This window comes from Pseudomonas sp. S30_BP2TU TE3576, assembly GCF_050436025.1.
Classification (GTDB): Bacteria; Pseudomonadota; Gammaproteobacteria; order Pseudomonadales; family Pseudomonadaceae; genus Aquipseudomonas.
The window spans coordinates 5,621,339-5,633,567 of the sequence record NZ_JBNDLK010000001.1; the positions used below are offsets into that span (position 1 = coordinate 5,621,339).

Consider the following 12,229-nt stretch of genomic DNA (forward strand, 5'->3'; position numbering starts at 1 on the left):
ATTCCAATGACTGCTCCTGGCCGTTTTCTGTCTGTTGCGACCGGCTGAAACACACCCAAAGGCGAACTTCGTTCCGGCTCGCCAGACGGTCGGAAAGCCGGCATACAAGGGGGGCGGCTGCTTGCATGCGCGGTGATTGTCGTGCGCGAACGAGCCGCCCACCTTTAGCCGAGTTGCTCGGCAAGCCCGACGATGATGCCCTCAGGCCCACGAATATAGGCGAGCCGATACGATTTCTCGTACTGCATCTGGCCAATGAGTTCTGCGCCATGGGTCTGCACCCGCGCAACGGCAGCATCGATGTCATCGACGGCAAACATGATGCGACGAAGACCCAAAGCGTTCACTGGCGCGTCCACAGGCCCAAACCTGACGTCTTTAGTCGGTGAGCAGCGTGAGCGGGCAGGCTCATTGAATATATCAGCCAGTCTGCTTTGGCATTTTTCATCGAGTTCTGCCGGTACTCACCGTCTGCTCTGGGTCCAGGCGGTGTGAAAACGTTTTGGAGCAGGTTTGACAGTCAGGACTGGAACGAAAAGCGCGTTCCTACGCAAATTTCCAGTCTGCTGGTTAACCAAGCGCTGGCAGATTTCACGTAGCAACGCACACTTCGAAACAGCGCATACGTTTTCACACAGCCTGGGCCGGAAGCTGCCTGTTGCCGCATTAGCAATCGCGACCAGCGCTCCTCATTCCCTTCAGAATCTCCTGCCGCTGACGACAACCTGTGCACATTCCCTTGGCGTCGTGAGTTATTCATGAAGAAGATTGCTGTCCTGATGTTTGCCGTTCTTTTCCTTGCCGGATGTGCCAACCAGAAATTCAAGCCCGAATACCGTACCCAGATCCATACCGTGAAAGTTCTCCCGGTTACATGGAAACCCAAAGAGATGACTTACATGGGCCGTGAGCAGGCATGGGGCGCGGCATTGGGCGCTGGTGTCGGCGCTGGCGCAGGAATGGCGGCAGGTGCATCGAACCTGACCAAGGCTGCTTTGGGTGGCGCCGGATTTGCCGCAGGTCTGAAGGCAGGCGACCTGGCCTCGATGTCGACGGTTGATGCGATTCTTTACAACATGGAGACGGCGGATATCAATCTGGGCGAGTTGGTCAAAAAGAGTTTCGAGGAGCAACTGACTGCCACCGGTCGTTACAAGATCGTGGGTGAAAACGAACCGGCCGATGCGCAGATCGAATTGACCGTCCTGAACTGGGGTTTCGCGCTGACGCAAGGCTTCAGCAGCGTGGTGTACCCGACGATTGCTGTCAGCGGTGTCATGAAACGCGGCGAGGAATTGATCTGGCAGCGCAATGAGCCAATCACCGCATTCAACGGCGCCAACACCTATGGCTACACGCCGTTGCGCTATCGCACCGAACCGGAGTTGCTGCGTACTGCGTTGACGGGCGTTTCGCAAATCGTAGATGGCTATCTGGTCAAAGACTTGAACGAGTGATCACCGGTCTGATTGCATCCATGTTCAAGCATTGTATCGCCTGGCAGACAATCAGCAGAGGCGGCAGGGCAGTCTAATCATTCATCCGCCACAGGAATGACCGTCTCTACGTGCGACGAAAGTCGTATGGCGGACGGCTCACGCACATGTTAATGAGTGCGCGTCTTGATAATGCAACTGCTAATTTGTATCATTCGTTTTCAATCCAGCGAAGCAGGGAACGCAGCGCCCAAACAAGAATAAGGTCAAGGCAATGCTCAAAATGCTTCTCGTATACGGTCATCTGCTCGCAACGTGTATGGCCCTGGGGAGGGTGTTGCAGGCTGATCACAAGCTTTGGAATTGGCGCAAGGAAATGCTGGACCGGGCGAGGCTTGAGTATCTTGATGAAACCCGGAAGATTGTCAGCCTCGCACTGTTGGCCCTTTGGGCAAGCGGATTGTTGCTGGTGCTTCAGGGTTATCTCAATGAAGGCGAAGCCTATCTGCTCAATCAGAAACTCTGGGCGAAGGTGACGGTCGTCGCGCTGCTTAGCCTGAACGGTGCATTGTTGCATCGAGTCGGTTTCCCGCTGCTGCAGAAGGCTCCATTCGTCGCACTGCGCAGCGCAGGCCGTGCGCGGCTCGCCTTGTTGGGGGCGCTTTCCATGAGCGGTTGGCTATTCGCCGCTTTCCTGGGGGTGGCTCGGGCCTGGAATAACGTTTTGCCTTATCTGCATGTGATGGGCGCATTCACCGCATTCTCGTTACTGGCTTGTTGCGTGGCACTTGCAGTCGCCAGTAGGGCGGGCAGTGTCGATGCGCAAAAAAACTCGGTACCGGGGTAGCCATCACTAGCGAGTCGGGGTTCAGGCCTACGCCGTTCAAACGAAGACCAGAACCCTGTCGACGAGCGGATCAGGCAATGCTCGTGGGGGTGGCCGGGTTTGCGCCCCATTCGAGGAAACGGATCTTGTGAACCTCGCCCTCGCTGTCTTCGTAGACCAGGGTCACCGGTACCATGCCTGTCTTATCGGATGTATCGGTGCGCTGCAGCACCCTCTTCACATCGATTTCCATCCCGTAGTGGTACTCGACGGCTGAGACATGCGCGCCGGGTTCTTGCAGGCCGTTCTGGTCGAATACACTTGGTGCGAGACTGGAAATCACGGCACTTACTACTGTTGCTATGTTCATAAGGCTGTACCTCTACTGACGTTCGCTTGACAAGGACTTCATGTGACCCACGGAGAAAGTGAAGTTCACTTCACCGCGACGAACGCGCCAGCCTGAAAAGCCTGTAGTGGCTGCAAACTCCCGGCAATTCCCCGCGCTTGACGCCTCTCGACCATTCGTCCTTTAACCCCCGTATTTGTTGGTCAAAGTCCGTTTCTGTGGGAGGTCATAACATGTCATGACTTACTTTCACGCAGGGCGAACCAGCGCCTCCATTTCTGTCGGCTCAAGCCGAGCGATAGCGAACGGGTGAATGCTGGTTGTCCTTGGGTGATCAGCATTCACCTCAGCAGTGCCTCCTCATCCCGCAGGCGAACAAGACCATCGACGTGACTGGCGTTACAGGTTTGTATCTGCAGGTATCCGCAACGCTCGCTGTTACCCGGGCATACAAAACCGGCGTTTCCTGACACCCGGGCGATACACAGCGGCCTTCAAATGGAACCACCGGCATCGCGTCACTTTCGGCGCGGCTTGGCGTGGTTCAACTGGAGGAAAGACAATGTCGCGTATCAACCCCCGTCACACCATCGGCAGGCTTGGTTTGGTGCTGGCCGCCGCCGGGCTCGCCACCGCCGCGAGCCTCTCTCAAGCCCAGGAAGCGCAGCCGGCCCCGGCGATGAAAAGCTGGCAGCAGGGCCTGCATCGCACGGACCTGGTTCGCGAAGACCTCGGCGCCGCCGATCGTGAAGTCCTTCAAGTGCGGGTGGACTTCGATCCGGGTGTGGCATCGCCCAAACATGCTCACCCCGGTGTCGAGGTGGCGCACGTGATCAGCGGCACTTTTGAATATCAGTTGGAGGGGCGGGCACCGGTGACGCTCAAGGCCGGTGATTCGTTGTACATCCCCGAAGGCGTCGCGCATGTGGCGAAGAACGTGGGTCAGGGCAAGGCATCGGAACTGGCGACCTACATCGTGAAGAAAGGCGAGTCGCTGCTGATCCTGAAGGAGTAGGCGAGGGTCATTGCCGACTGCACACCTCCCACACACAGTTGCGTAACCAGCGATGCGCCGGGTCGGCGTCCATGCGCGGGTGCCACAGCATCGAAACCGTGATCGACAGCGTGGGGAACGGCAGGGCAAAGCAGTGCATCCCCTGGCACAGGTTGCCGACGTGCCGCTCCGGTACGCTGGCTACCAGGTCTGAAGCCCGCGCCAATGCAATCGCCGAAGAGAAGCCAGCGACAATGGTGACGATGTCCCGCTTCAGTCCCAGCTCATTCAAGGCGTCGTCCATGACGCCTTTTTCGTGGCCTCGGCGTGAGACCAGAATGTGTCGGGCGTCGGCATAACGAGCAGGTGTCATCTCACCTTGAGCCAGAGAGTGACCCTGGCGCACGACGCCAATGAACCGGTCACGAAACAGCATCCGGGTCCGCACTTCCGGGCTGGTCGCTTCACCGATCACACCGGTTTCCAGATCCACCGAGCCCTCGCGCAGCAGGGTGCTGTCCTTGTTCAGCTTCTGCACGAAATTCAAGCGGACACCGGGTGCCTCCTGGTTGATGCGGGCGATCAGTAGCGGTCCGAAATTTTCCACGAAGCCATCGCTGGTGCGCAGGGTGAAGGTGCGGGCCAGTTGATTGAGGTCGAGTGCTTCGGCGGGGCGCAGGACGGCTTCGGCGTCCTGCACCAGCACGCCGACGCGTTCGCGCAACTCCAGCGCCCGGGGCGTGGGCACCAGTCCGCGCCCGGCCCGCACCAGCAGCGGATCGCCCGTGGTTTCGCGCAATCGCGCCAGCGCCCGGCTCATGGCTGACGGGCTCAGGCGCAGACGCTGCGCGGCGCGGGCCACGCTGCCTTCTTCGAGCAACACGTTCAGGGTGATCAACAAATTCAGATCGGGCATCGAATGGGTTCCTGTGGGAGCGGGCTTGCTCGCGAAAGCGGTGTGCCAGTCAACGTTAATGTTGAAGCTGATGGCCCCTTCGCGAGCAAGCCCGCTCCCACATTAGATGGCGTCTGGTGCATGTATAAAGTGCAAATGCTGCGTCTTCCGCCATGTTATGGCTGGGCTTAGGCTCGGGACAACCTAATTTGCGGAGCCGCGAGAAAATGAAGTCCATATCGATCCGGGGCGCATTGTCCGGACTGTCGTTATCCATGTTGCTGTCGTCCCTGGGCACGAGCATTGCCAACGTGGGTTTACCGACATTGGCCGAGGTGTTTTCAGCGTCGTTCCAGGCGGTGCAGTGGGTGGTGCTCGCCTACTTGTTGAGCATCACGGCACTGATCGTCAGCGTTGGACGGCTTGGCGATCTCATGGGGCGACGGCGATTGCTGTTGATCGGCATTGCCGTGTTCACCGTCGCCTCGATCCTGTGCGCCCTGGCGCCCAACCTGTGGTCGCTGATTGCTGCCCGGGCCTTACAGGGCATCGGCGCGGCCATCATGATGGCGTTGACCATGGCGCTGGTGGGCGGGGCGGTGCCCAAGGAACAAATGGGCAGCGCGATGGGCGTGCTCGGCACGATGTCGGCGCTAGGCACTTGCCTGGGGCCGACGCTTGGCGGCGTGTTGATTGCCCAAGTGGGCTGGCAGGGGATTTTTTTGCTCAATGTACCGTTGGGTGTTTTGGCTATCGGGCTCGCCTGGCGCTTTTTGCCGGTTGATCGCCATGCGATGCAGTCCACCCGGCCAGACTTCGACGCGCTCGGTACGCTGGTATTGGTCCTGACGCTGTTGGCTTACGCGCTGGCAATGACCCTTGGACGCGGCAGCTTCGGCCCGCTCAACACGGCACTGCTGCTGGTCGCCGTAATCGGCTTGATTCTGTTCGTGTTTGTCGAGCAGACGGCCGCGTCGCCGCTGGTCAAACTGTCGATGTTGCGCAATCCGCAGCTGAGCGCAGGGTTCGCCATGAGCATCCTGGTGACCACGGTGGTCATGGCCACCCTGGTGGTCGGCCCGTTCTATCTGTCGGGGGCACTGGGTTTGAGCGCAGCCAGTGTCGGGCTGGTGATGTCGGCCGGTCCGATGGTGGCGGCATTGGCGGGTGTGCCTAGCGGGCGGCTGGTCGACCGATTGGGTGCGCAGCATTCCAGCACTGTCGGGTTGATTGCCATGTTGACCGGCGCTTGCATCCTTCCCTCTGTGCCGATGAGCGTCGGTGTAGTCGGCTACCTCGCGCCGCTGATGGTCCTCACGGCCGGTTATGCGCTGTTCCAGGCGGCGAACAATACCGCCGTGATGGCGGACATTGCGCCGCAGCAACGTGGTGTGATTTCCGGTTTGCTCGGCCTGTCACGCAACCTGGGGCTGATCACCGGCGCTTCGGTGATGGGTGCGGTGTTCGCCTTCGGCACGGCTGGCAGCAACATCCTGGACACACAACCGCAAGCGATAGCGCAGGGGATGCGGGTCACGTTCGCCGTCGCGGCGGCGTTAATTGTCTTTGCGCTGGTCATCGGGGCGTACAGTCATTTTGTGTCACGGCGCCTGGCACCTTCGTGCTGAAAAACGGCGCGACTGTCGTGAAAACGACCTGTTTGCGCTGAACGCGAAGCCTTGTGAGTTTTCTGTTGAACGAGTGTTCAGTCTCGACTATGTTGAGGGCCACCTTCCCCCGGCTGGTTGCGGGCTTGCGTTTCTTCAATTCGAACGAGGCACTGGCATGCGGTTTTCACCCTTTGTAGAGCGGATCAGTGGCCAAGGCGTTGCCGCCTGGGATATTCACTACGCGGCCAACGCGGCACAGCGCAAAGGCGAGGACGTGATCATCCTCAGCGTCGGCGACCCGGATTTTCCCACCCCCGATTTCATTACCGATGCCGCCATCCACGCCTTGCGCGAAGGGGATACCCACTACACCGAAATCGCCGGCCGCCAGGCTCTGCGCGAGGCCATTGCCGGCCGCTACAGCCAACTGATCGACCGCGAACTGCAGGCATCCAACGTCATTCTCACGGCCGGTGCGCAGAACGCCTTGTTCGCCGCCTCGATGTGCCTGCTCGGTGCCGGCGACGAAGTGATCGCCCTCGATCCGATGTACGTCACCTACGAAGCCACGCTCAAGGCGTCCGGCGCCACGCTGGTGCGGGTGCCCTGTGCGGCGGACTCGGGTTTTCGCCTCGATGCCGCCGTACTGGCCAAGGCCATTACCCCGCGCACCCGGGCGATTTTCTTCTCCAATCCGAACAACCCCACCGGCGTGGTGCTGGGTCGCGAAGAACTGCGAGCCATCGCCGACCTCGCCATCGCCCACGACCTGTGGGTGGTGGTGGATGAGGTCTACGAGAGCCTCGCCTACGAGCGTGAACACTTGAGTCTGGCGGCGTTGCCGGGCATGGCCGAGCGCTGCGTGGTGATCGGCAGCCTGTCGAAATCCCATGCCATGACCGGGTGGCGCATCGGCTGGGTCGTGGCCAATGAAGCCCTGGTCAATCATGTCGAAACCCTGGTGCTGAGCATGCTGTACGGCTTGCCCGGGTTTGTCATGGAAGCGGCGCTCAAGGCCGTGCAGTCCCACGACGAAGTCACTCACGGCATGCGCGAGATCTATCGTCGGCGCCGCGATCTGGTGGTGTCCGGGCTGGCGGATTGCCCGGGCATCAGCGTGCTCAACCCGGATGCGGGCATGTTCGTGCTGGTGGATGTGCGCGGCACCGGCCTGACCTCGCTGGAATTTGCCTGGCGCCTGTTGCGCGAAGCCGGTGTCTCGGTGCTGGATGCGGCGGCATTCGGTGAGCCGGCCCAGGGTTTTGTACGGCTTTCGTTCACCCTGAGTGAAGAGCGACTGGCCCAGGCCTGTCAGCGCATTCGCGGCTTTGTCCAGGTGCTCAATGGTGAAGCGCCGAGGCCGGTGATCGGCGCGGTGACCAGTACCGCGACGGTCGAACCGGCCGCGGTCAAGACCATGATCGAGGTCGATCGCCTGCACAAACGCTTCGGCAATATCGAAGTGCTCAAAGGGGTTTCCCTGACGGCCCGCGAGGGCGAGGTGATCTCCCTGATCGGTGCCAGCGGTTCAGGCAAAAGTACCTTGCTACGCTGCATCAACATGCTCGAAGTGCCGGACCAGGGACGCATCCTGGTCGATGGCGAAAGCATTCACCTTAACCAGAATCGTCCCGGCGCACCGCTGGTGTCGGACGCCAAACAGCTTGTTCGCATAAGGTCGAGCCTGGGCATGGTGTTTCAGAACTTCAACCTCTGGCCCCATCGCACGGTGCTGGAGAACCTCATCGAAGCGCCGACCCAGGTCCTGCGGGAAAGCCGTGCGGAGGCCACCGAACGGGCCGAAGCCCTGCTCGAACGCGTCGGGCTTGCGGCCAAGCGCAACGAGTACCCGGCGTTTCTCTCCGGGGGACAGCAACAACGGGTGGCCATCGCCCGGGCCCTGGCCATGCGGCCCAAGGTCATGCTGTTCGATGAACCCACCTCGGCACTCGACCCGGAACTGGTAGGGGAAGTGCTGCGGGTGATCCGCTCCCTCGCCGAAGAAGGCCGGACCATGATCCTGGTGACTCATGAAATGGCTTTCGCACGCGATGTCTCTTCCAAAGTCGCCTTTTTGCATCAAGGGCTGATCGAGGAAACCGGTTCGCCGGACGAAGTGTTCGTACACCCACGCAGCGAGCGTTGCCGACAATTCGTCAACGCTCATCAGACTCGCTAACTCATCATAAAAAGACGGGAAAACAACATGGGAAATCGACGTTTTGCAAACTGGTTGACCGGTGCGGCCTGCGTATTGCTGGCCGGCATGAGCGCAGCACAGGCGCAACCGATCAGGTTCGCGGTGGCAGCGGAACCCTATCCGCCGTACACCGAAAAGCAGGCCAACGGTGAGTGGAAGGGTTTTGAAGTCGACCTGATCCACAAGCTGTGCAGCGAAATGAAAGCCGATTGCGAGATCAAGGAAGTGGCGTGGGACGGCATCATTCCGTCGCTGCTGGCGAAGAAAATCGACGTGATCTTTTCTTCGATGTCGGTGACCGAAGAACGGGAAAAACAGATCGCTTTCAGCAAGGCCTACTACGACTCGGCGATTGCCGTCGTCGGCCCGAAAGAGGTATCGGTGAAGAAGTACCCGGATGACCTCAAGGGCAAGATCATCGGCGTGCAGAACTCGACCGTGAGCGCCAGCTACCTGAAGACCTACTACGAAAAAATTGCCGACGTTAAGTACTACGACACCCAGGACTCGGCCAACGCCGACCTGATTGCCGGCCGCATCGACCTGATGATGGCCGACGGCACTGCCATGGCTTCGTTCGTCAAAACCCCGGATGCCAAGGACCTGGCCTACCTCGGCACCGTGCCCTATGACCCGATTTTCGGCAAAGGCGTAGGCGCCGGCCTGCGCAAGGACGACACCGAACTCAAGGCCAAACTCGACAAGGCCATCCAGGAGTTGCTGGCGAGCAAGGACTACGACGACCTCTCCCAGAGCTACTTCGGTACCAGCGTGAAACCTGCGTTCTGACGAACTGAACGCAATCCCCTGTGGGAGCGGGCTTGCTCGCGAATGCGGACTGACATTCAACATTAATGTCGACTGACACACCGCTTTCGCGAGCAAGCCCGCTCCCACAAGGTCCGGTGTTGTTTTTACTGGAGGTTGATATGCCGGCAATGTTCGATCTGATCAATTTCACCGAACAGGGATGGGGCAGTGCGCTGTTGAAGGGGCTCTGGATGACCCTGCAGATTTCGGCCGGGGCCTTTGTGCTCGGGTTGGCCATCGGGCTGGTGGTGGCTTGCCTCAAGCTTGGCGCGCCGAAGCCGATTGCGGCGCTGATGCGCGGCTACACCACGTTGTTCCGGGCAGTTCCGGAATTGCTGCTGATTCTGTTGCTGTACTACGTCGGCTCCATGCTCCTCAACTCGCTGATGACCCGGCTCGGCTACGGCGTGGTGAATGTCAGCGGTCCGCTGGCGGCCATTGTGGTGCTGGGGCTGGTGCAGGGCGCCTATGCCTCGGAGATTTTCCGCGCAGCGATCCAGGCGATTCCCTTCGGCCAGATCGAAGCGGCCAAGGCGTTCGGCCTGAACGGTTTCGGTCTGTTCCGCCGGGTCACGCTGCCGATCATGGCGCCTTACGCCATGGCCGGGATGGCCAACCTGTGGATCAACCTGATCAAGGACAGTGCGCTGATCAGCGTGGTCGGCACCAACGAGCTGCTGTACACCGCCAAGCAAGGCGCGGGTTCGACGCGCCACTATCTGTTGTTCTACCTCACGGCCGCGGCGCTGTACTACGCGGTGACGCTGGCGTCGAACTATCTTTCGGGACGGTTGGAGCGACGCATTCGTCGCTGGATGCCTCTTGTTGACTGAACCGGCAGAGAGAATGAAATGATTCCAGCGTGGATAGTTGAATACGCGGCACTGTTGGGCCGGGGGCTGCAAACGACCCTCATTATTCTGTTGGTCTCCAGTGTGTTTGGTTACCTGCTGGCGGTGCTGGTGGCGCTGGCGCGGATCTCGAAAAACAAGGTGATCGCCAAGGTCAGCCTGTTCTACACCAGCGTGACGCGCGGCACGCCGTTGCTGATCCAGATCTACATCTACTACTACGGGCTGGGTAGCCTGTTTGCCCAGTTCCCGCTGATTCGTGGCAGCTTTTTCTGGCCTTATCTGCGTGATGGTTACTGGTACATCGTGTTCGCCCTGGTGGTGTCGATGGGAGCCTATGTCGGCGAAGTGATTCGCGGTGGCCTGCTGGCGGTGCCCAAGGGTGAGATGGAGGCCGCGTCGGCCTTTGGCATGACGGCGCGCCAGTCGTTGTTGCGAGTGCGCTTGCCTCGGGCCCTGCGTCTGCTGTTGCCGACACTGGCGGGTGAAACCGTGATGCTGCTCAAGTCCACAGCGCTGGCCTCAACCATCGCCGTGATCGATCTGCTCGGCGCCGCCAACGTGGTCCGCGCACAAACCTTGCAGGTGTACGAACCCTTGTTGCTGGTAGCCGGGGTCTACGTGTGCCTGACGTTCCTGATCGAGGCGCTGTTTGCCTTTGCCGAACGGCGCGGGACGCCGGTGCGCAGGTCGGCCTGATGAGTTCGTCGAAAGTCGACCGCTCGCTGCAAGGCATTGGCCTGTGCACCTTGGGCTATGCGTTCCTGGCGTTGCAGGATGCGGTCATCAAGTGGCTGGTGGCCGATTATTCAGTGGTGACCATCCTGTTCTGGCGCAGCCTGGTGGTGGTCGCCGCAGTGTTGCTGGCAGGGCGCATGCGCCTGATCCAGCGGGCCTGGCATTCACCCAGCCGACGCCTGCTGGTGGTGCGCGGTTTACTGTCGATTGTCGCCTGGCTGCTGTACTACACCGCGGCCCGGGACCTGACCCTGGCCGAGATGACCACCCTGTATTTCTCCGCGCCGATCATGGTCACGGTGCTGGCGGCGGTGATTCTCAAGGAGCGCGCCAGCGGCTGGCAGTGGTTCAGCCTGATCATCGGGTTTGTCGGTGTAGTCATTGCCTGTCGCCCCGACAACATGACCGATCCGTTGCCGATCGTACTGACCCTGCTGGCGGCGATGTGCTGGGCGTTCACCTACATCCAGTTGCGTCAGGTGGATGAACAGACCTCAGTGCTGGAGCAGATGCTGATCACCAATGTGGTGTTTGTGCTGTGCATGACGGTCGCGTTGCCGTGGACCCACACGCCGTCACCGACGCCCGCCTGGCTGAGCATGCTCGGCGCCGGTCTGGTGGGCGGTATCGGTCAGTTCCTGTTGTTCGCCAGTTTCCGCCGTGCCACCGCGACCTTGCTCGCGCCGTTCGAATACACCGGGCTGATCTGGGCGTTTGCCCTGTCGAGCCTGGTCTGGGGCACGCTGATGGATACGTCGCTGATGATCGGCGCCGGGCTGATCGCCGTCAGCGGCACCCTGGCGATGATCTTCGGCCGGCATTCGTCACAGGACGTCGTCGGTGCTGAATGCTCCGTGACGCAGCCCCTTTATCCAGCAACGGCAGATATGCAGTCCGTTGGCGGCGCTGAAGGTCTCGGGGTTCAGGCACCACTCGAGCCAGAGACCGTCGAGCATCGCCGATAGGCCGATGGCGGCCAGGCGAGTGTCGTGAATCACGAAGCCTTCGCTGGCCGCCAGGCCGTCGAGCAACTGGCGGATCAGATCGAGGTAGGCGCGATAGCTTTTTTCGTGGGACTGGCTGACGTGTTCGGAGTGACGGATCAGGCTCCAGAACACCACCCACACGCCGAGCAGTTGCGGGTCCATGACCCTGGGCGAGAACGAGCCGACCAGGAAGGCATCCATCTTCTGCGCGGGTGTTTGGGCTTGTTCGATTTCCTGGAGCAGGGCCGTGGTCAGTTCGCTTGCGAGCCGCTGGTAGGTGTCGGCGATCAGTGCCTCGATGCTGCCGAAGTGGTGGTTGAGCAACCCCACGGACACCCCGGCCTCGGTGGCGATGCGCCGTACGGAAATCCCGGCGTGACCGTCGCGACCGAGGCAGCGCAGGGTGGCGGCCACCAGCATTTCACGACGGTCATCGGGTTCGGCGCGGCGGTTTTTCGGGGCATCGTTTGTCACGAGGTTGTCCTTGGGTGAGGTTCCACGGTGTCGAGCTTAGTTGAACGCCTGTTCAATCAC

General features: G+C 60.5%; 12 protein-coding genes and 1 pseudogene. 9 read left to right on the forward strand and 4 right to left on the reverse strand.

Going from position 1 to position 12,229, the window contains the following annotated elements; all coding sequences use genetic code 11:
- Window positions 1-164 precede the first annotated feature (164 nt).
- Complete coding sequence (locus ABIA48_RS25700) at window positions 165-347, reverse strand: hypothetical protein (RefSeq protein WP_429492265.1); 183 nt, start codon at window positions 345-347, stop codon at window positions 165-167.
- 411 nt (window positions 348-758) lie between these two features.
- Between ABIA48_RS25700 and ABIA48_RS25705 the strand changes: the two genes are divergently transcribed.
- The gene (locus tag ABIA48_RS25705) at window positions 759-1,457 is read left to right on the forward strand and encodes a hypothetical protein (protein WP_007981927.1); all 699 of its coding nucleotides are present in this window, start codon (window positions 759-761) and stop codon (window positions 1,455-1,457) included.
- 253 nt (window positions 1,458-1,710) lie between these two features.
- Window positions 1,711-2,283 (forward strand): hypothetical protein, encoded by a 573-nt coding sequence (locus tag ABIA48_RS25710; RefSeq protein ID WP_429492267.1) that lies wholly within the window; start codon window positions 1,711-1,713, stop codon window positions 2,281-2,283.
- Window positions 2,284-2,353: 70 nt separating this feature from the next.
- Here ABIA48_RS25710 and ABIA48_RS25715 read toward each other — a convergent pair whose 3' ends face one another.
- The gene (locus ABIA48_RS25715; protein ID WP_429492269.1) at window positions 2,354-2,632 is read right to left on the reverse strand and encodes a DUF2790 domain-containing protein; all 279 of its coding nucleotides are present in this window, start codon (window positions 2,630-2,632) and stop codon (window positions 2,354-2,356) included.
- Between the two features lie 541 nt (window positions 2,633-3,173).
- On the opposite strand from ABIA48_RS25715, the gene ABIA48_RS25720 reads away from it, so the two are divergent.
- The gene (locus ABIA48_RS25720) at window positions 3,174-3,626 is read left to right on the forward strand and encodes a cupin domain-containing protein (protein WP_429492271.1); all 453 of its coding nucleotides are present in this window, start codon (window positions 3,174-3,176) and stop codon (window positions 3,624-3,626) included.
- A 7-nt stretch (window positions 3,627-3,633) separates the two neighbouring features.
- Here the strand turns inward: ABIA48_RS25720 and ABIA48_RS25725 are convergent, their stop codons facing one another.
- Complete coding sequence (locus tag ABIA48_RS25725; protein WP_429492273.1) at window positions 3,634-4,521, reverse strand: LysR family transcriptional regulator; 888 nt, start codon at window positions 4,519-4,521, stop codon at window positions 3,634-3,636.
- Window positions 4,522-4,727: 206 nt separating this feature from the next.
- Here ABIA48_RS25725 and ABIA48_RS25730 point away from each other — a divergent pair, with 206 nt between their 5' ends.
- From ABIA48_RS25730 to ABIA48_RS25755, 6 genes are all read left to right on the forward strand, one after another.
- The gene (locus ABIA48_RS25730) at window positions 4,728-6,128 is read left to right on the forward strand and encodes an MFS transporter (RefSeq protein WP_429492275.1); all 1,401 of its coding nucleotides are present in this window, start codon (window positions 4,728-4,730) and stop codon (window positions 6,126-6,128) included.
- A 157-nt stretch (window positions 6,129-6,285) separates the two neighbouring features.
- On the forward strand, window positions 6,286-8,289 hold the full coding sequence (locus ABIA48_RS25735) for an aminotransferase class I/II-fold pyridoxal phosphate-dependent enzyme (RefSeq protein WP_429492276.1): 2,004 nt from the start codon (window positions 6,286-6,288) through the stop codon (window positions 8,287-8,289).
- Window positions 8,290-8,316: 27 nt separating this feature from the next.
- Window positions 8,317-9,099 carry a transporter substrate-binding domain-containing protein gene (locus ABIA48_RS25740; protein WP_429492278.1) on the forward strand — a complete coding sequence of 261 codons (783 nt, stop codon included), beginning with the start codon at window positions 8,317-8,319 and terminating at the stop codon, window positions 9,097-9,099.
- A 140-nt stretch (window positions 9,100-9,239) separates the two neighbouring features.
- Window positions 9,240-9,953 (forward strand): ABC transporter permease, encoded by a 714-nt coding sequence (locus tag ABIA48_RS25745; RefSeq protein WP_007981895.1) that lies wholly within the window; start codon window positions 9,240-9,242, stop codon window positions 9,951-9,953.
- An 18-nt stretch (window positions 9,954-9,971) separates the two neighbouring features.
- A complete protein-coding gene (locus tag ABIA48_RS25750; RefSeq protein WP_429492280.1) occupies window positions 9,972-10,670 on the forward strand; it encodes an ABC transporter permease subunit in 699 nt (232 codons plus the stop codon).
- Window positions 10,670-11,674: a DMT family transporter gene (locus ABIA48_RS25755; protein ID WP_429492282.1), complete on the forward strand. Its 1,005-nt coding sequence runs from the start codon at window positions 10,670-10,672 to the stop codon at window positions 11,672-11,674. Before ABIA48_RS25750 ends, ABIA48_RS25755 begins: the two co-directional genes overlap by 1 nt.
- On the opposite strand, the pseudogene ABIA48_RS25760 reads toward ABIA48_RS25755, so the two are convergent.
- Window positions 11,630-12,115: pseudogene (locus tag ABIA48_RS25760) on the reverse strand (TetR family transcriptional regulator C-terminal domain-containing protein); the annotation flags it as partial. The gene ABIA48_RS25755 and the pseudogene ABIA48_RS25760 overlap by 45 nt on opposite strands.
- Window positions 12,116-12,229: the final 114 nt, after the last annotated feature.

Coding starts and splice junctions, on each gene's coding strand:
- ABIA48_RS25705 (WP_007981927.1), top strand. CDS start 759: ATGAAGAAGATTGCTGTCCTGATGTTTGCCGTTCTTTTCCTTGCCGGA.
- ABIA48_RS25710 (WP_429492267.1), top strand. CDS start 1,711: ATGCTCAAAATGCTTCTCGTATACGGTCATCTGCTCGCAACGTGTATG.
- ABIA48_RS25715 (WP_429492269.1), bottom strand. CDS start 2,632: ATGAACATAGCAACAGTAGTAAGTGCCGTGATTTCCAGTCTCGCACCA.
- ABIA48_RS25720 (WP_429492271.1), top strand. CDS start 3,174: ATGTCGCGTATCAACCCCCGTCACACCATCGGCAGGCTTGGTTTGGTG.
- ABIA48_RS25725 (WP_429492273.1), bottom strand. CDS start 4,521: ATGCCCGATCTGAATTTGTTGATCACCCTGAACGTGTTGCTCGAAGAA.
- ABIA48_RS25730 (WP_429492275.1), top strand. CDS start 4,728: ATGAAGTCCATATCGATCCGGGGCGCATTGTCCGGACTGTCGTTATCC.
- ABIA48_RS25735 (WP_429492276.1), top strand. CDS start 6,286: ATGCGGTTTTCACCCTTTGTAGAGCGGATCAGTGGCCAAGGCGTTGCC.
- ABIA48_RS25740 (WP_429492278.1), top strand. CDS start 8,317: ATGGGAAATCGACGTTTTGCAAACTGGTTGACCGGTGCGGCCTGCGTA.
- ABIA48_RS25745 (WP_007981895.1), top strand. CDS start 9,240: ATGCCGGCAATGTTCGATCTGATCAATTTCACCGAACAGGGATGGGGC.
- ABIA48_RS25750 (WP_429492280.1), top strand. CDS start 9,972: ATGATTCCAGCGTGGATAGTTGAATACGCGGCACTGTTGGGCCGGGGG.
- ABIA48_RS25755 (WP_429492282.1), top strand. CDS start 10,670: ATGAGTTCGTCGAAAGTCGACCGCTCGCTGCAAGGCATTGGCCTGTGC.